Below are 16,451 nucleotides of genomic sequence, written 5' to 3'. Positions count from 1 at the left end.
CGCCCCGCTTGAGGCTCCGCCCTGCGTGGGTCCGTTCGTCGGCTGCGGGCCGTCGTGGGCTGGTCGCGCAGTTCCCCGCGCCCCTGGGGGATGAGGGTTCGGCTGGTTCGTTGGCTGCGGGTGGCCTTGGGTTGCTCGCGCAGTTCCCCGCGCCCCTGAGGGGGTGGGGGCTTCGGCCGGTTCGTGGGTGCGAGCGACCCAGAACCACCCGCAGTCGAGAATCGGCCCCTACCGCCCCAGCACCACCGTCCCCGACGAGCAGAACCAGCCCCCCGTCCCCGACGCCACCGCCAGTTCGGGCAGGTGGCCGTCCGGTCTGCGGACCTGTCGGTCACCGGCCTCCCCCCGCAACTGCCGCACGGCCTCGACCAGCAGGAACAGCCCTCGCATCCCCGGATGCTGGGCCGACAGCCCGCCCCCGTCCGTGTTGACCGGCAGCTCCCCGCCCGCCACCCGCAGCCGTCCCTTCTCCACGAACGCCCCGCCCTCGCCCTTTCCGCAGAAGCCGAGATCCTCCAGCGTCACCAGCGTCATGTACGTGAAGGCGTCGTAGATCTCTGCCAGGTCCACGTCCTGCGGCCCGACCCCCGCCCGCTCGAACGCGAGCCGCCCGCTCACCGCGGCGGGCGAGACCGTGAAGTCCGCCCACTCGGACATCGTCGTGTGAGAGACGTGCTCGCCGGTTCCGAGGACCCAGACGGGAGGGACACGGCAGTCCTGGACGTACTCCTCCGCCACCAGCAGCACCGCCGCCCCGCCGTCCGACCGTATGCAGCAGTGCAGCTTGGTGAACGGGTCGGCGATCACCGGCCCCGACAGCACGTCGTCGACCGTGATCGGGTCGCGGAACATCGCGTCCGGGTTCAGCGCGGCGTTGTCCCGCGCCTGCACCGCCACCGCCGCCAACTGCTCCGGCGTCGTGCCGTATTCGTGCATGTGCCGGCGCGCGGCCATCGCGTACTTGGCGACGAGCGTGTGTCCGTACGGGACCTCGAACTGCAACGGCCCGCGCGCCCCGAACGAAAGGTTGCCCGTACGGCGGCCCGCCCGGATGTCCGCGCGGGCGGTGGACCCATACACCAGCAGGACCGCGTTCGCGTGCCCGGCGGCGATGGCGTCCGCCGCGTGCGCCGCCATGACCTCCCACGTCGATCCGCCGACGGACGTGGAGTCGACCCAGGTCGGGCGCAGGCCCAGGTACTCCGCCACCTCGACCGGCGCCAGCGTGCCGAGGCCCGCCGACGCGAAGCCGTCGATCACCGACCGGTCCAGGCCCGAGTCGGCCAGGGCCCTGCGGGCGGCCTGGGCGTGCAGCGCGTACGGCGTCGCCTCGTCCAGGCGCCCGCAGTCGGAGAGGGCCACGCCGACGACGGCGACCCTGCGGTTCCCTGACGTCACGATCCGGGGCGGAGTCATGGAATCTGACGGTACATCAGATACCGCGCGACGCGGGAGGTGTCGCGACCCTGTGCATCTGCTGATCGCCGCTCTAACATGACGGCCCGTCAGATCTGGGAACCGGACGCCGGTCACCCGGCCCGGGGAGGAGCCCGCCGATGGACGCCACCTTCACCGCGGAACAGGACGAGATCCGCCGCACCCTCCGTGAGCTGCTCCTCAAACGCTGCGGTCCGGAGGAGGTCAGGGCCGCCGTGCGGACCGCGGACGGCCACGACCCCGGACTCTGGGAGTCGTTGGCGCAGCAGCTCGGCCTGCCCGGCCTCGCGCTTCCCGAGGCGTACGGGGGAGTGGGCTGCTCCGTAACCGAACTGGCCCTTGCCGCAGAGGAGTTGGGGCGGGCGCTCGCTCCCTCCCCGCTGCTCGCGACGGCCGTCCTGAGCGCGCCCGTCGTGCTCGCCCTGGGCAGCGAGAGCCAGCGGGCCGCGCTGCTGCCCCGCATAGCCTCCGGTGAACTCACCGCCGCGCTCGCCGTGTCGGGCGCCGCGCTGACCACCGCCCTCGGGCTGACCGGCGACAACCGCGGTGACTGGGCGGGCGGCGGCCGGGCGGGAGGCGTTCAGGCGCGGCGGGCCGACGGCGTGTGGCGGCTGTACGGAGAGGCCGACCAGGTCCTCGACGGGCACAGCGCGGACCTGCTGATCGTGCCCGCGCACACCGGTGGATTCGCCCGCTCGCGCACCCTCTTCTTTCTCGTGAGGGAGGGCGCCACCCGCGTACGGCAGACCTCTCTCGACGAGACCCGCTCCCAGTGCCGCGTCCAACTCCGCGATGTGGAAGCCGAACTGCTGGGCGCCGACGGTGAAGTCCGCGGTGAAGTACGCACTGAAGTCCGCGGCGATATCGACGGCGCAGACGCGGGCGAACGGGGGAGGGCGGGTGCGGGTGCGAGTGCCGGGGGGTCCGCCGACGCGGCCGCGGTGCTCAGCGCCGTCGGCGACTCGGCCGCAGCCGTCCTCGCCGCGGAGGCCGTCGGCGCCGCCGACCGGGTACTGGAGCGAACGGTGGAATACGTGAGGCAGCGCGAGCAGTTCGGGCGGCCCATCGGGTCGTTCCAGGCGGTGAAGCACCGGCTGGCCGACCTGTACGTGGGGGTCCAGGCCGCGCGCTCCGCCGCCTACTACGCGGCCTGGGCCACCGCCGAGGGCCAGGAGCGGGTCGGCGGGCTGGCGCTCGCGCAGGCCCTGGAGGCGCTACGCGTCACTGCCTCCGAGGCCGTGCAGCTGCACGGCGGGATCGGGTTCACCTGGGAACACGAGGCGCACCTGTACTTCAAGCGGGCGGCCGGCGACGAACTGCTCTTCGGGCCGGCGCACCGGCTGCGCGCGTACGCGGCCGAGGAAGCGCGGCTGTTCGGCGGCGGGGAGGTGGCGGTCTGATGGGCGCCGGAGTCCGGATCGTGCAGAAGGTGTCCTCGGCACCCGCGTTCGCGAAGATCGCACCCCATCTCATTCCCGCCCTGGACCGCGCCGTCCACCGGCTCACCCGCGGAAAGGTCCTGCTCAGCGCCCAGATGCTGCCCGGTGTCATCCTCACCGCGCGGGGTGCGAAGAGCGGCCTGCCCAGGCGTACGCCGCTGGCCTGCATGCCGGAAGGGGAGCCGGGGGGAGGGAAGGGCGCGGCGACCACGAGCTGGATCCTGATCGGGTCCAACTTCGGGCGCACCGATCATCCGGCGTGGACCGCCAACCTCCTCGCCCACCCGGACGTGGAGATCAGCTGGAAGGGCAGGGACATCCCGGTCACCGCCCATCTCCTGCGGGGCCGGGAGCGGGAGACGGCCTGGAAGGCGCTGCTGGAGTTCTGGCCGCCGTACGCGACGTACCAGGCGCGGGTGGAGCGGGAGATCCGGCTGTTCCGGATAGTCCGGCGGTGAAGGACGGACCCCAGAACACCGTGCCGCCGCCGAGGCACCTGTGACGCCCGAAGAACCCATGGCGCCCAAAGAACCCATGGCATCCATGGCATCCATGGCGCCCACCACGACACCCATGGCGGCGCCCGCCCACGGCACCCCCGACTCCCACGACACCGGGAACGCGACAGGCGGCAGCCCACCGGAGTGAACTGCCGCCCGTGTGACAGGACGTGTGCCTGGAAACCCTGACGTACGACGCGCCGGGCTACTTGGTGGGCTTCTTGCCGGTCACACCCAGATGCACCAACAGGGCGAGGTTCGGCTTCAGTTCAGCCTGCTTCACGCCCCACGTCTGGAAGCCCTTCTGGTGCGAGGCCACTGCCGCGAGCATCGCCACGAGGGAGCCGGCCATGGCCGCCGGGCTGACGTCCTTGTCGACCTTGCCCTTCGCCTGGAGCTCCTTGACGGTGTCCGTGAGGGAGTTGTTCACGGAGTTCAGGATCTTCATGCGGATCTTGTAGAAGCGTTTGTCGCCCTCGGCGGCGCCCAGGTCGACGACGCGGAGGATGGCGTCGTTTTTGCGCCAGAACTCGAGGAATCCGTCGACCAGTTCCTGCGCGGTCTGCCAGCCGGCCTTGCCGACCCAGGAGCGTCCCGCGAGGAGCTCGGTCAACCCGGCTCCCTCCGCCGCCATTTGCTCGGCGACCTCCAGGACGGCGCCCTCGACGTCCGGGAAGTACTGGTAGAAGGTCGCCGGTGAAGTGCCCGCCTTCCGCGCGACGTCGATGACTTTGACGTCGCGGTAGGGCGAGGAGCTGAGCATCTCGCTGAGGCAGTCGAGCAGCTTCTGCCGCGTCGCCTGCCCGCGCCGACCGGCCACACGGCCGTCGACGGTACGCACTTGTCCTGTCATGCCGTCAGCTTACCGAGGGGTGATCGGAGCGCGATTCGGCCGACTGCAAATGGGGTGCACGGGCCTGCGGGGAGGGGTTCCGCCCGTCCTGCGGGATGAGTGAAACGCCGTTAGCTTGGCCGCATGGCTGGATCTGAGGCATCTGCCGCTTTCGCCGAGGGCGTCCCCTGCTGGATCGACGCCCAGCTTCCGGACGTCGAGGCGGGCAAGCGCTTCTACGGCGGACTCTTCGGGTGGACCTTCGAGCCCTTCGAGGGCGTGCGGGAGGCCGACAGCCCGTACGCGGCCGCCGTACGGGCGGATCTCGACGGTGACGCCGTCGCGGCCCTCGTGCCGAAGCGCGACGGCCGTATGCCCACCGTGTGGACGGTCTACTTCGCCACTCCGGACGCCCCGGACCTGGCCGACCGCATCCGGAAGGCGGGCGGCCAGATCATCACGGCACCCGTGCCGGTGGGCCCGTACGGCACCGCCGGTCTCGCCGCCGACTCCGAGGGCGCCGTGTTCGGGCTCTGGGAGGGCGGCACGCATCCTGGCTTCGGCAGGGGGCACCGGACGGGCGCCTTCGGCTGGACCGAGCTGTACGCACGGGACACGGCCACCGCCGACGCCTTCTACCCCGGCCTCTTCCGCGACGCGCTCTTCGGGCCCGGCACCATTCGCTCCTTCGGCCGCGCCCACATCTCCGACGTCTTCCCCGCGGAGATGCCGCCCCACTTCCTCGTGCACTTCGACGTGGCGGACTGCGAGGCCGAGCTCGGCACGGTGACCCGGCTCGGCGGCCGGGTCCAGGTGCCGCCCTTCGGTACGTCGTACGGTCGCGTGGCCGTCGTCAGCGACAATCAGGGGGCGTCCTTCGCGCTGCTCCAGCGCTGAGACACGGGTCGTGGCGTCCTCCGGTGCGGGAATTCTGGTTTCTCCGCTGCCGAAATGGGCGAGGCTCCAGGGCTGAAATGTGGGCGCGAAGCTCTGAAAGGCGCCAAAATCCACCGGCCGACGTTGAAAAGCAAGGCAGACCTGGGTTGTTTGCCCGTGAATAGTGGGAGACATCCCGATTCGGTCCCGGGTTCGCAACCGGAGCCCCGGCCAGGAAGAATCGGGGGTGCGTGCCGCCGGAGCGGCTCGGTGGTGAGACGCTGCGCAGTGGCTGCGACTGCGGCTGGAGCGGTGGCTGGAAGCGCGGCCGCGTACGGGGAGGTGGCAGGCAAGTGGTGGATCAGCTGACACAGCACGATCCGCGGCGGATCGGGCCGTTCGAGGTGCTGGGACGGCTGGGAGCCGGCGGCATGGGGCTGGTCTATCTCGCGCGCTCGGCCTCGGGCCGGCGGGTGGCGATCAAGACGGTCAGGACGGAGCTCGCCGAGGACCAGCTGTTCCGGGTCCGCTTCTCCCGCGAGGTCGAGGCGGCCCGGGCCGTGTCCGGCTTCTACACGGCCGCCGTGGTCGACGCCGACGCGCGCGCGGCCGTGCCCTGGCTGGCCACCGCGTACGTGCCCGCGCCCTCCCTCGAGGAGATAGTGACCGAGTGCGGGCCGATGCCGGCCCAGGCCGTCCGCTGGCTCGCCGCGGGCGTCGCCGAGGCGCTGCAGTCCATCCACGGAGCCGGCCTCGTCCACCGCGATCTCAAGCCCTCGAACGTCCTCGTCGTCGAGGACGGGCCGCGCGTCATCGACTTCGGTATCGCCTCCGGAGTGTCGAACACGCGTCTGACGATGACGAACGTCGCCGTGGGCACGCCCGCGTACATGTCGCCCGAGCAGGCGAAGGACTCCCGCAGTGTGACCGGCGCGAGCGACGTCTTCTCGCTCGGCTCGATGCTCGTCTTCGCCGCCACCGGCCACGCGCCCTTCCACGGCGCGAACCCGGTCGAGACCGTCTTCATGCTGCTCAGGGAGGGTCCCGACCTCGAAGGCCTCCCGGACGAGCTGCGCCCCCTCATCGAGTCCTGCATGCAGATGGAGGCGACGGCCCGCCCCAACCCGGCCGACCTCCAGGCCCAGCTGGCCCCGCACCTCTTCGGCTCGGGCTCCGACGACAGCGGTACGGCCTCCGCGTGGCTGCCCGAGCGGGCGGTGACCCTGATCGAGACGCGCCGCGGCGGCCGCCCGGCCCCGAAGCCGTCGTCCGGCCGCAGCGGCGGACGGGGCGCCCCCGTGGTGCCGCCCCCGCCGCCCCACGACCCGCCCATGCCCCCCGTGCCCGTCGGCGCGGGCCGGCACGGCTCCCCGCCCGACACCGGTCCCGTACGCCTGGCCGGCGGCCAGGTGCCGATCGGGCCCGGCCCGCGGGTCGCCGACGCCCGCGCGGCCGCTGTGAAGGCGCCTCCCCCGGAGGCCGGACTGGCGGCCTCCTGGTCCCGGCCGCGCCCCGGCGTGAACGGCGCCGACCTCGCGGCGGCCGGACCCGTCCCCGTACCCGCGCCCGGTCCCGGGCCGGACGGCGGCTCGTCCTGGCGGCCGTGGCGCTTCCGCATGTCGAACGACGTGTGGGGAACACCCGCCGTCGCCGGAGACCTCGTCTACGTCACCTCGTTCGAGGTGCACGCGCTGGACGTGGCCACCGGCCGGCGCCGCTTCAAGACCCGGGACGTCGCCTGGTCGATGGCGGTCGCCGACGGCCGCGTCCACGCCTCCGACGGCCCCACGCTCTTCGCCCTGGACGCCCGGGAGGGCACCGACCTGTGGCGGCTGCCGACGGACGCCTGGGTGTACTCCCTCCGGGCCGACCGCGGCACCGTCGTCACCGGCACCCGCGGTGGCGGAGTACAGGCCTGGGAGGCCGCCAACGGCCAGAAGCTCTGGGAGATCACCGGAGCCCAGACCGACTTCGAGTCGCCCGAGGCCGGTCCGTTCGTCCTCGACGGCACGGTCTACGTCTGGAAGGACGCCCGGCTGCGCGCCCTGGAGGCCCGCACGGGCGAGGAACGCTGGTCGTATCCCATCGGTGACGCGGCCTCCTGCGGGGGAGTCCCCGTCCGCGTCACCCAGGCCGACGACGGATACGTGTACGTGTCGGCCGGCACCCGGGTCCTCGCCATCGACATCGCCGGCGGGCACGTCCGCTGGCACTTCGAGGCGCCCGCCGTCTTCCTCAGCCCGCCCACCTTCGCGCCGGGCCCGGCCGTCACGGGCGGCGGGGTGTACCTCGCCGACTACCTCGGCACGGTGTACGCGCTCGACGCCACCGACGGCCGCGACCGCTGGCGCATCGCCACCGAGGCCCGCTCCTCCATCGAACCGGTCCTCGTCTCGGCCGGACACGTCCACGTGGGCAGCGGCAAGGGCCTCTACACCCTGGACGCCGTCACCGGTACGCCCAAGTGGCGCTTCCAGGCGGGCGGCGACCTCGTGGGCGCGCCCGCCGTGGCCGACGGACGCATCCACTTCGGCTCCACGGACCATCTCCTCTACACCCTGAAGGCCGACGACGGCCGGCTCCGGTGGAAGCTGGCCACGGGTGGCGAGATCACCGGGGCGCCCGTCGTCAAGGACGGCGTGGTGTACGCGTGCAGCAAGGACCGGTGCGTGTACGCGCTGGACGCGGAGAAGGGGACGGGCACGGCCCGTTCCTGAGCGGCGGGGTCACCGGGCTCCTGACGACGAGGGACAGGGACGCGGCGCCGTCTTTCGGCCCCGTTCCTCGGCCTCGTCTTTCGAGGGCGGCTGACAGGCGCGCGGCGAGCCGCGCGACCGGACGCGACGAACCCGCAGGTCACAAGGCGTCCGGCGGAAGCGGTCAGCGGTAGTCCTGCGACTGCGTCGGTTGGTCGAGCGTCGGCACCGTCGGATCCCACGGAGCTACGTAGTGGGAGTCCTCCCGGTTGCCGCGTCCCCGCAGGACCACGGAGGCCACCAGCAGCAGCGCTCCGCCGCCGAAGGCGAGCCCGGCCCCCACTCCCAACCCGTCGCCCGCGTCGCCGAAGACGACGAGGGTGCCCTCGGCCTGGCCCACCCGGACCATCCAGAGCACGGTGAAGCCGAGGACGACCACGCCGGCCAGGCCCACCAGCAGCCGGGACCTGAACAGCAGGCCGACCAGCGTGATCAGCGCGGCCACCGCGAACGGCAGGAAGAGCGAGGCGAAGAGCTCCGCGGACACGTTCGTTACGCCGCCTCCGGAGAACAGGTCCCCCAGGCGGTAGTGCCGTCCGAGACGGCCGTCGTACCAGGCGCGGAAGGGGCTCCATACGGCGGCCGTCGCTCCGGCGAGAGCGAGGAGGGAGCCGATCACGTTACGGACCATGCGCGGGCCTCCGTTCCCTGCCCCCGACGCAGACGCTACGCCGGGTGGGCGAGCCCCGCCATGCGACGACGGCGCTCCGGGACGGCCCCCGGAGCGGCCGTGGTCAGCGGGTCCGGAAGCCCGGGCGGCGGGCGCCGAACAGCTCGGCCTGCCCCTCGGCCGGCAGGTTCCCGAGGGAGACGAGGTGCGGCGCGTGCGACAGGGCCGCCGCCCGGGTCGCCTCCTGCGCGGCCCACACGGCCCGTACCGTCCCCTGGACGGCCGCGGTCGGGTAGGACGCGATGACGTCCGCGCACCGCACGGCGGCCGGCAGGGCCTCGCCCGGCGGGGTGATCTCGGAGACCAGGCCCACCTCGTACGCGCGCCGGGCCGAGATCCGCTCGGCCGTCCCCATGAGCGCCATCCGGGCCACCTCCCCGAACGGCATCCGCTGCGCCAGGTAGACCGACTCGTAGGCGCTGACCATGCCGTACGTGGTGTGCGGATCGAAGAAGGTGGCCGTCTCGTCGGCGACCACGAACTCCGCCTCGCCGATCAGGTAGAAGGCCCCGCCGCACGCCATGCCGTTCACGGCGGCGATCACCGGCTTCCACAGGCCGGCCGCCTTCGGCCCGATCGCGACGAGCGGATCGTCCAGCATGTAGGGCGAGCCGGGCTGCGGCACCTCGGCGTCCCGGTCGAGGCCGGTGGAGAAGGCCCGCCCGCCCGCGCCGGTGAGGACGACCGCCCGTACGGAGTCGTCGAACCTGAACTCCTTCCACGCGGCCGTCAGTTCGGTGGCGGTGTCGAGGTCGATGGCGTTGAGCCGCTCGGGCCGGTCGAGGGTGACGACGGCGACGCCGGTGTCCTTGTCGGCGGTGACGCGCAGGGTCATGGCCGCTCCAGTACCCATCGGGGCAGCCGGGTGCCGTCCCCGCCGTCCGAGAAGACCACCTGCACCTTCGCCCCGATCCGGATCCGTTCCCGGGCGACGGAGTTGAGTGGTGCGTCCGGCCCGCTGACGAGGTTCCCCACGAGCCGGATGCGGGGCGCGTCCGCCAGTTCGACGACGATCACGTTGTACGGGGCCTGCGCCGCGTAGTCCGGCAGGAGGGGCGGATGCGGGACGACGTACGACCAGACGCGTCCCCGGCCGCTCATCGGGCGCCACTCGCTGTCGAAGGAGTGGCAGTGCGGGCAGCAGGGCCGGGGCGGGAAGCGGAGCTCGCCGCAGTCGGGCCCCGCGCAGGCCTGGACACGCAGCTCTCCCCGGGCGGCGTACTCCCAGAAGGGGGCGCCGTCGTCGTCCACGACCGGTGTCAGCATGTCGGCTCCTCGGTTCGGTGGGGCTGGTGCGCTGTCAGGTCGGTCAGTTCCTCAGGAGGAGGGCGGACGTGGGCACCCCTTCGCCCGCCGTGACCAGGCAGGTGGCGGCGTCCGGGACCTGCGCGGTGCTGGTGCCGCGGAGCTGCTTCACGCCCTCGTTGATGAGGTTGAAGCCGTGGACGTACGCCTCCGAGAGTCCGCCGCCGCTCGTGTTCACCGGCAGGCGTCCGCCGATTTCCAGGGCGCCCCCTTCCGTGAACGCGCCGCCCTCGCCCCGGCCGCAGAAGCCGTAGCCCTCCAGGGAGAGCGGTATGAGGGGGGTGAACGCGTCGTAGATCTGGGCGACGTCCACGTCCTGCGGGGTGAAGTCGGCGTGTTTCCACAGGTGTCGGGCGGCGGTCCAGGCGGGTCCGGTCAGCGGGTCGTCGTTCCAGTAGTTGACCATCCCGTGGTGCTGGGCGGGCAGTCCCTGGGCGGCGGAGTGCACGTACACGGGCCGGTGCCGGCAGTCGCGGGCCCGCTCGGCGGAGACGATCACGCAGGCCAACGCCCCGTCCGTCTCGAGGCAGTTGTCGAAGAGGCAGAGCGGTTCGCTGATCCAGCGGGAGGTCATATACATGTCCCGGGTCAGCGGCCGCTCGTACATCATCGCCGCGGGGTTCTGGTTGGCCCGGTTCCGGCAGGCGAGGGCGACGTTGAAGAGGTGGTCGCGGGTGGCCCCGTACTCGTGCAGGTAGCGGCGGGTGAGCATGGCTATCTCGTCGGCGGGCCGCAGGAGACCGAAGGGGCGGGTCCACTGGGCGGGGGTGGGGAGCTGGACTGCCGTGTTCTTCCAGGGGCGGGGCCCGCTGCCCCGCTTCCGTGACCGCCAGGCCACGCCGACCGTCGCCTGCCCGGTGGCCACTGCGGAGGCGAGATGCGCGACCGTGGCACAGGAACCGCCGCCGCCGAAGCCGACCTTGCTGAAGAAGGTGAGGTCGCCGAAGCCCGCGGCCTTGGCGACCTCGACCTCGTCGGTCTCCTCCATCGTGTAGGAGGCGAGCCCGTCGACCTCGGCCGGGTCGATACCGGCGTCGTCGAGGGCGGCGAGGATCGCCCGGCACGCCAACGCCTTCTCACTTTCCGGGAGTTGCTTGGCGAAGGCGGTCTGTCCGATCCCGACGACGGCGGTGGCGTCCTTGAGTCCGGCCGCCCCCGTGCCTGCCCCTGTCCGTGCCATGGGCACACCTCCACCCCGGTCCGCTGATGCTGACAGGGCGTCAGGCTACAGCTAATCTGACGGGTAGTCAGCTAGTGGTGGGGAGGCCTGCTGTGCGCGGTGACTTGGAGTGGGGCACGATCCCGGGGCTCGTACGGGCGGCGGCCGAGCGGTACGCCGGCGTGGAGGCGGTCGTCGAGGGCCGTACGCGCGTCACGTACGCGGAGCTGGGCGCCCGGGTGGAACGCGCGGCGGCGGCCTGCGTCGCGAACGGCGTGACCCCCGGCGACCGGGTGGCGATCTGGGCGCCCAACACCCTGGACTGGATCGTCTCCTCGCTGGGAGCGGTGTCGGCGGGCGCGGTCCTCGTCCCGCTGAACACCCGCTTCAAGGGGACGGAGGCGGCGTACATCCTGTCCCGCAGCCGCACGAAACTGCTCTTCGTGACGGGCACGTTCCTCGGGACGTCGTACGTGGCGTCCCTGCGGCGGGCCTGCGCCGAGGGGGAGGGGAGCGAGGGGCCCCTCCCGGGCCTCCCGCACCTGGAGCAGGTGGTGGTCCTGTCGGACGACGCCCCCGCCGACTTCCGTACCTGGAAGGACTTCCTGGCCGGCGGGGACGGGGTGGCGGAGGCGACGGTACGGGAACGGGCCTCGGCGCTGGACCCGTCCGCCCCCTCGGACATCATCTTCACCTCGGGCACGACGGGCCGCCCCAAGGGCGCCGTGATCACCCACGCGCAGACACTGCGGGCGTACGACGTGTGGTGCGAACTGGCGGGCCTGCGCGAGGGCGACCGCTACCTGATCGTGAACCCCTTCTTCCACACCTTCGGCTACAAGGCGGGGGTGATCGCCTGCCTGATGCGGGGCGCGACGATGATCCCGCAGCCGGTGTTCAACGTGGACACGGTCCTCGCGAACGTGGCCTCGGAACGCATCTCGGTGCTCCCCGGCCCGCCCACCCTCCACCAGTCCCTCCTGGACCACCCGAAGCGCGACGCGTACGACCTCTCGGCCCTGAGGCTGGTGGTGACGGGCGCGGCGGTCGTCCCGCTGCGCCTGGTGCAGCGGTTGCGGGAGGAGCTCGGAGTGGGCACGGTCCTCACCGCCTACGGCCTCTCCGAGGCGAGCGGAATCGTCACCATGTGCCGCCGGGGCGACGCGCCGGGAGTGATCGCGTCCACGTCGGGCCGGGCCATCCCCGGCACGGAGGTCAAGGTGGTGGACACCCGGGGCGGCACGGTCGCCCCGGGCGATCCGGGGGAGGTCCTGGTCCGCGGCTTCAACATCATGCGCGGCTACTACGAGGACGCGACGGCCACCTCGGAGGCGGTCACGCCCGACGGCTGGCTCCGCACCGGCGACATCGGCGTCCTGGACGAGGCCGGCAACCTCCGGATCACCGACCGCATCAAGGACATGTTCATCGTCGGCGGCTTCAACGCTTACCCGGCGGAGATAGAGCAACTCCTGGGCCTCCACCCGGACGTCGCGGACGTGGCGGTGATCGGCGTCCCGGACGACCGGCTCGGCGAGGTCGGCAGGGCGTACGTCGTACGGCGGCCGGGGGCCGTGGCGACCGCGGACGACCTCATCGCCTGGGCCCGACGGGAGATGGCGAACTACAAGGTGCCCAGGACGGTGGAGTTCGTGGGCGAACTGCCGCGCAACGCGAGCGGCAAGGTCGTCAAGGGCGAGCTGCGGAGGCGCTGAGGGGCTGGTTCGGAAGCGGGAGTACGGGCGGACGCCCGGCCGGATCGTCCTGGCCGCGCGTCCGCCCGTACTCCCGCTTCCGTCGTCGTGGCGCTCCGCGCTATTCGCGGGCGGACAGCGCATGGGCGGGTGCCGTGCGCAGTGCCTGGCGGGTGGGGAGTTCGACCGTGACGAAGGCCGTGCAGATCACGGTCAGGGCGACCGCGGGGAGCAGCCACACCGGGCCCGCGGGCCACGGCCGGTCCAGGAAGCCGATGCCGAGCAGCGCGAGGGGGATCGCGGACAGCAGCAGGCCGGTGGTGACGGCGGCGACCCCGATCACCGCGGCCTCGCGGCGCATCATCGCGAGGATCTGGCGCGGTGTGGTGCCGTTGAGGCGGAGCGTGGCGATCTCGCCCTGCCGCTGGGCGGTGGTGGCGACCAGCTTGTTGGCGATGCTGAGGAGGAGATAGCCGAGGAGTACGACGATGAGGGCCAGGTTGATCCAGACCGTGGGCGGGGCGTCGCTCAGGCTGTCGCCCGATCCGGTGTCGGTGGGCGTGAGGGCCAGGCCCGGGCGGCCCGCGGCGAGGGCCGTGAGAGCGCGCCGGGACGTCTCGCTGCCGTCGGTGCGGACGAGGATGCTCTGGTCGAGGCCCGCGGTGGTGTGGCCCTTGGCCAGGTCGTGGGAGAGGGCGAGCGGGCCGAAGCCGAGGCCGCGGTCGTAGACGGCGACGACCTTGGGGCTGACCCGGGTGCCGTCCCCGAGGACCACGGTGATGCGGCTGCCGAGTCCCGAGCCGGGGGAGCGGGCGACCTCGGTGCTGACGGCGACCGTGTCGCCCTCGAGGCGGGCCAGGCTGCCGTCCCGTACGCCGAGGTCGAGGACGTCCGACGCGGCCGGGGTCAGGATCATCGCCGAGGCGGCTTCGACGACCGGGTCACCGAACTGCTTGTACTCCCGGATCACGGTGGTGTCGCTGACCGGGGCCGCCGCCTCGACGCCCGAGGTCCTGGTGACGGCGGCGAGGGTGCCGGCGGGCAGGCCGCCGAGGCCCGGCGCGGTCAGGCGCTGCTGGGCGAGGGTGCCGGTGCGGGTGTCCTGTGCGGTGGCGCTCATGACCGTCGTCTGGGCCAGCGTGTAGGTCAGGACGAACACGACCGCCATGGCCAGGGCACTGACGACCCCCGAGAGCCGCAGCGCGTATCCGCGGATGTTGGACACCGCGAGCCAGGTCGGTGCCGAGACCCCGGGCCGCAGCCGCCGGCCCGCCGCGTCGCCGATGCCCCGGACCAGGGCGGGTCCCGCCAGGGCCAGGCCGATCGCGCCGATGATCCCGGCCATGGAGGTGGCCGTCGCGCCGAGGACCGTACGGCTCAGCAGCGGTACGACCGACAGCGTGGTGGCGGCGACGATCAGCAGCAGCCCGCAGCGGGCCCGCGTCTTCGACGGGGTGCGGGGTTCGCTGCGCGACTCGGCGACCGCCTCGGTGGCCGGCATGCGCGAGGTGCGCCACGCGGCGCTGCGGGCCGACACCTGCACGGCGAGGCCGAGGAGCAGGACGGTGGCGAGCGCGGGCAGCGGACTGAACGTGAGCGGCAGGGCCTCCGGGATCACCTCGCGGTCGACCAGCAGCCGCCGGAACCGGCCGGCCAGCAGATAGCCGAGGCCGACCCCGGGCACGACCGCCACGGCGGCGATGACGGACGCCTGCCCGGCCGCAAGTCGCCTGATCTGCCGGGGAGTTGCGCCGACGGCCCGCATCAGGGCCAGGTCGCGGCGCTGGCCGCCGATCGACACGGCGAGCGCGCTCGCCAGCACGAACCCGATGACCAGCATGATGACCCCGGCGAGCGAACTGGCCAGCAGGATCAGCAGGGAACGGGCGGCGCCCGCGCCGGGAGAGGCGATGTCGCCGCGCTCGGAGCCGGTGGAGACGATCAGGGGGGCGGCGGCCTCGGTGTCCTTGCGGGCGGCCGTCTTCTTGCCGGTGTCCTTGATCTTCTCGCGGGCAGCTGCGGCCACCGAGGCCTCGGCGCCGGGCTCGGTGCGCAGGGCCACCAGGTCCACGGTCCCGGCGCGCTCTCCGTCGGCGCGGCCGGACAGCCGTACGGCCGTCGGGTCGGCGAAGAGGATTCCGGCGTCCGGTGCGTCGACCAGCGCCGTGACGCGGTACGCGGCGGCGGCCCGGCCGGCGGCGGCGACCTTGACGCTGTCGCCCACCCGGACTCCGGCGGTGGCGGCCGTGGCGCTGTCGAGGGCGACCTCGCCGGAGCCGGCCGGAGCGGAGCCGTCGACCTTCGCGTCCACGAGCAGCTTGGTCGAGGACCAGCCGTGCCCGGCCGTCCGCGGGTCCTCGGTCGGTACGACCCGGCCGTCGGCGTCGATGAGGCCGGCGGGGAAGCCGATGTCGCCGACCGCCGCGGTGACGCCGGGCAGTTGGGCCAGCTCGTCGACCAGCTCGGCCGGGACCGCGCCGCGCTCCGTGAACGCGATCGGCAGGTCGGGGCCCGTGTTGAAGCTCTGTTCGGTGGAGACCACGACCTGCGCGCCGGCCAGGCGCCCGGCCGGCAGCTGGGAGCGGAACCCGGACTCGGCCATCACACCGGTGCCGGTGATGAGGGCCGCTCCGCCGAGGACCGCGCACGCCACCGCCAGCAGGGCGGTGATCCGGTGTCCGGCCATCCGGACCGCGAGATACAGCATGGTTCTAGACCTCTCCGAGCTTGACGAGACGGTCGGCCAGTTCGGGTGCGGTGGGCTGGTACAGGCGCTCGACCACCCGGCCGTCGGCCATCACCACCGCGTGGTGCGCCTGGGCGGCGGCGGCCGGGTCGTGGGTGACCATCACCACTGTCTGGCGCAGTTCGTCGACGAGTTCGCGCAGCAGGCCGAGCACCTCGTGGGCGCTGCGCAGATCCAGCGCTCCGGTCGGCTCGTCGGCGAACACGACGGCCGGCTTGGCCACCAACGCCCGTACGATCGCGGCCCGTTGCTGCTGGCCGCCGGAGAGTTCGGCGGGCCGGTGCGACAGCCGGTCGGCGAGACCGACCCGCTCGACCAGTGCCCCCAGCCACTCCCGGTCGGGGGCCCGCCCCGCCAGGCGCAGCGGCAGCGTGATGTTGTCGGCGATGCTCAGGGCGGGGACCAGGTTGTAGGACTGGAACACGAACCCGATGTGCTCGCGGCGCAGTTCGGTGCGGCGCGTCTCGTTCAGTCCGCCGATCTCCTGGCCGCCGATACGGATGCTGCCCGAGGTCGGTGAGTCGAGGCCGGCGGCGCAGTGCATCAGCGTGCTCTTGCCGGACCCCGAGGGACCCATCACGGCGAGGAACGTGCCGTGCTCCACGGCCAGCGACACGTCGTCGAGGGCGTGGACGCCTCCCGCGTACGTCTTGCTGACGTTCACCAGCTCGATGGCCGGAGCGGTTCGGGTCGCCCTCGGGTGGCCGGCTCCCGCCTGGACGCCGCTCATCGCCGGCCCCGCAGGTGGCGGGTGACGAGCGCGGTCACGCACAGCGCGGTGACGACGCCGCAGGCCAGGTGCATCTCGGTGGAGGCGACGCCGTAGGAGGCCACCATGTTGCCGACGGTGCTGATGACCAGCACCAGCCAGAGCACCGTACGCCCGACGTCGTTGCGGGTGACGTCGGTCTTCGCCGGGTCCGTGCTCTCGACGCCGCTGGTGAGGCGGTAGGGGTCCATGGTGGCCATCGCTGTCCCTCTTCGGATTCTTCGAACTCTCCGGACCCTGGGGCGGGTCCCGCTGACATCACCGAAGT

General features: G+C 72.8%; 14 protein-coding genes. 5 read left to right on the top strand and 9 right to left on the bottom strand.

The window, feature by feature from the left end:
• Window positions 1-228: 228 nt before the first annotated feature.
• Window positions 229-1,416: a thiolase C-terminal domain-containing protein gene (locus O1Q96_RS41630; RefSeq protein WP_269253033.1), complete on the bottom strand. Its 1,188-nt coding sequence runs from the start codon at window positions 1,414-1,416 to the stop codon at window positions 229-231.
• Window positions 1,417-1,556: 140 nt separating this feature from the next.
• On the opposite strand from O1Q96_RS41630, the gene O1Q96_RS41625 reads away from it, so the two are divergent.
• Window positions 1,557-2,837, top strand: a complete 1,281-nt coding sequence (locus tag O1Q96_RS41625) for an acyl-CoA dehydrogenase family protein (RefSeq protein WP_269253032.1) — start codon at window positions 1,557-1,559, stop codon at window positions 2,835-2,837.
• Window positions 2,837-3,334 (top strand): nitroreductase family deazaflavin-dependent oxidoreductase, encoded by a 498-nt coding sequence (locus tag O1Q96_RS41620; RefSeq protein WP_269253031.1) that lies wholly within the window; start codon window positions 2,837-2,839, stop codon window positions 3,332-3,334. Before O1Q96_RS41625 ends, O1Q96_RS41620 begins: the two co-directional genes overlap by 1 nt.
• 247 nt (window positions 3,335-3,581) lie before the next feature.
• Here O1Q96_RS41620 and O1Q96_RS41615 read toward each other — a convergent pair whose 3' ends face one another.
• A complete protein-coding gene (locus O1Q96_RS41615; RefSeq protein WP_269253030.1) occupies window positions 3,582-4,229 on the bottom strand; it encodes a TetR family transcriptional regulator in 648 nt (215 codons plus the stop codon).
• A gap of 123 nt (window positions 4,230-4,352) precedes the next feature.
• Here O1Q96_RS41615 and kbpA point away from each other — a divergent pair, with 123 nt between their 5' ends.
• Both kbpA and afsK read left to right on the top strand, forming a co-directional pair.
• Window positions 4,353-5,105 carry an AfsK-binding protein KbpA gene (gene kbpA / locus O1Q96_RS41610; protein ID WP_269253029.1) on the top strand — a complete coding sequence of 251 codons (753 nt, stop codon included), beginning with the start codon at window positions 4,353-4,355 and terminating at the stop codon, window positions 5,103-5,105.
• Window positions 5,106-5,437: 332 nt separating this feature from the next.
• Entirely contained in the window at window positions 5,438-7,801 is a 2,364-nt protein-coding gene (afsK, locus tag O1Q96_RS41605; protein WP_269253028.1) for a protein serine/threonine kinase AfsK, read from the top strand.
• A 163-nt stretch (window positions 7,802-7,964) separates the two neighbouring features.
• Here the strand turns inward: afsK and O1Q96_RS41600 are convergent, their stop codons facing one another.
• The 4 genes from O1Q96_RS41600 to O1Q96_RS41585 form a co-directional block, all read right to left on the bottom strand.
• Window positions 7,965-8,471, bottom strand: coding sequence for a hypothetical protein (locus O1Q96_RS41600; protein WP_331276096.1), 507 nt, complete (start codon window positions 8,469-8,471; stop codon window positions 7,965-7,967).
• Window positions 8,472-8,574: 103 nt separating this feature from the next.
• Window positions 8,575-9,345 (bottom strand): enoyl-CoA hydratase/isomerase family protein, encoded by a 771-nt coding sequence (locus O1Q96_RS41595; protein ID WP_269253027.1) that lies wholly within the window; start codon window positions 9,343-9,345, stop codon window positions 8,575-8,577.
• Window positions 9,342-9,776, bottom strand: coding sequence for a Zn-ribbon domain-containing OB-fold protein (locus O1Q96_RS41590; RefSeq protein WP_269253026.1), 435 nt, complete (start codon window positions 9,774-9,776; stop codon window positions 9,342-9,344). The genes O1Q96_RS41595 and O1Q96_RS41590 overlap by 4 nt, the downstream gene beginning before the upstream one ends.
• Before the next feature lie 43 nt (window positions 9,777-9,819).
• Window positions 9,820-10,995, bottom strand: coding sequence for a lipid-transfer protein (locus tag O1Q96_RS41585; protein ID WP_269253025.1), 1,176 nt, complete (start codon window positions 10,993-10,995; stop codon window positions 9,820-9,822).
• A 92-nt stretch (window positions 10,996-11,087) separates the two neighbouring features.
• Here O1Q96_RS41585 and O1Q96_RS41580 point away from each other — a divergent pair, with 92 nt between their 5' ends.
• A complete protein-coding gene (locus O1Q96_RS41580) occupies window positions 11,088-12,689 on the top strand; it encodes a FadD3 family acyl-CoA ligase (protein ID WP_269253024.1) in 1,602 nt (533 codons plus the stop codon).
• Window positions 12,690-12,789: 100 nt separating this feature from the next.
• On the opposite strand, the gene O1Q96_RS41575 is transcribed toward O1Q96_RS41580, so the two are convergent.
• From O1Q96_RS41575 to O1Q96_RS41565, 3 genes are read right to left on the bottom strand one after another with little or no spacing between them, the layout of a single operon-like run.
• Window positions 12,790-15,375, bottom strand: a complete 2,586-nt coding sequence (locus O1Q96_RS41575; protein ID WP_269253023.1) for an ABC transporter permease — start codon at window positions 15,373-15,375, stop codon at window positions 12,790-12,792.
• A gap of 4 nt (window positions 15,376-15,379) precedes the next feature.
• Window positions 15,380-16,144 carry an ABC transporter ATP-binding protein gene (locus O1Q96_RS41570; protein WP_269253022.1) on the bottom strand — a complete coding sequence of 255 codons (765 nt, stop codon included), beginning with the start codon at window positions 16,142-16,144 and terminating at the stop codon, window positions 15,380-15,382.
• Complete coding sequence (locus O1Q96_RS41565) at window positions 16,141-16,383, bottom strand: hypothetical protein (RefSeq protein ID WP_269253021.1); 243 nt, start codon at window positions 16,381-16,383, stop codon at window positions 16,141-16,143. Before O1Q96_RS41565 ends, O1Q96_RS41570 begins: the two co-directional genes overlap by 4 nt.
• Window positions 16,384-16,451: the final 68 nt, after the last annotated feature.

This window comes from Streptomyces aurantiacus (assembly GCF_027107535.1).
Lineage (GTDB): Bacteria > Actinomycetota > Actinomycetes > Streptomycetales > Streptomycetaceae > Streptomyces.
Note: the sequence above shows the minus strand (reverse complement) of the source record. Positions and strands in the feature narration are given on the sequence as shown.

What these genes read in the sequence shown, in the direction of transcription:
- O1Q96_RS41630 (WP_269253033.1), bottom strand. Translation starts at nt 1,416, where the DNA reads ATGACTCCGCCCCGGATCGTGACGTCAGGGAACCGCAGGGTCGCCGTC.
- O1Q96_RS41620 (WP_269253031.1), top strand. Translation starts at nt 2,837, where the DNA reads ATGGGCGCCGGAGTCCGGATCGTGCAGAAGGTGTCCTCGGCACCCGCG.
- O1Q96_RS41595 (WP_269253027.1), bottom strand. Translation starts at nt 9,345, where the DNA reads ATGACCCTGCGCGTCACCGCCGACAAGGACACCGGCGTCGCCGTCGTC.
- O1Q96_RS41585 (WP_269253025.1), bottom strand. Translation starts at nt 10,995, where the DNA reads ATGGCACGGACAGGGGCAGGCACGGGGGCGGCCGGACTCAAGGACGCC.
- O1Q96_RS41615 (WP_269253030.1), bottom strand. Translation starts at nt 4,229, where the DNA reads ATGACAGGACAAGTGCGTACCGTCGACGGCCGTGTGGCCGGTCGGCGC.
- O1Q96_RS41625 (WP_269253032.1), top strand. Translation starts at nt 1,557, where the DNA reads ATGGACGCCACCTTCACCGCGGAACAGGACGAGATCCGCCGCACCCTC.
- O1Q96_RS41590 (WP_269253026.1), bottom strand. Translation starts at nt 9,776, where the DNA reads ATGCTGACACCGGTCGTGGACGACGACGGCGCCCCCTTCTGGGAGTAC.
- O1Q96_RS41600 (WP_331276096.1), bottom strand. Translation starts at nt 8,471, where the DNA reads ATGGTCCGTAACGTGATCGGCTCCCTCCTCGCTCTCGCCGGAGCGACG.
- O1Q96_RS41575 (WP_269253023.1), bottom strand. Translation starts at nt 15,375, where the DNA reads ATGCTGTATCTCGCGGTCCGGATGGCCGGACACCGGATCACCGCCCTG.
- O1Q96_RS41565 (WP_269253021.1), bottom strand. Translation starts at nt 16,383, where the DNA reads ATGGCCACCATGGACCCCTACCGCCTCACCAGCGGCGTCGAGAGCACG.
- O1Q96_RS41570 (WP_269253022.1), bottom strand. Translation starts at nt 16,144, where the DNA reads ATGAGCGGCGTCCAGGCGGGAGCCGGCCACCCGAGGGCGACCCGAACC.
- kbpA (WP_269253029.1), top strand. Translation starts at nt 4,353, where the DNA reads ATGGCTGGATCTGAGGCATCTGCCGCTTTCGCCGAGGGCGTCCCCTGC.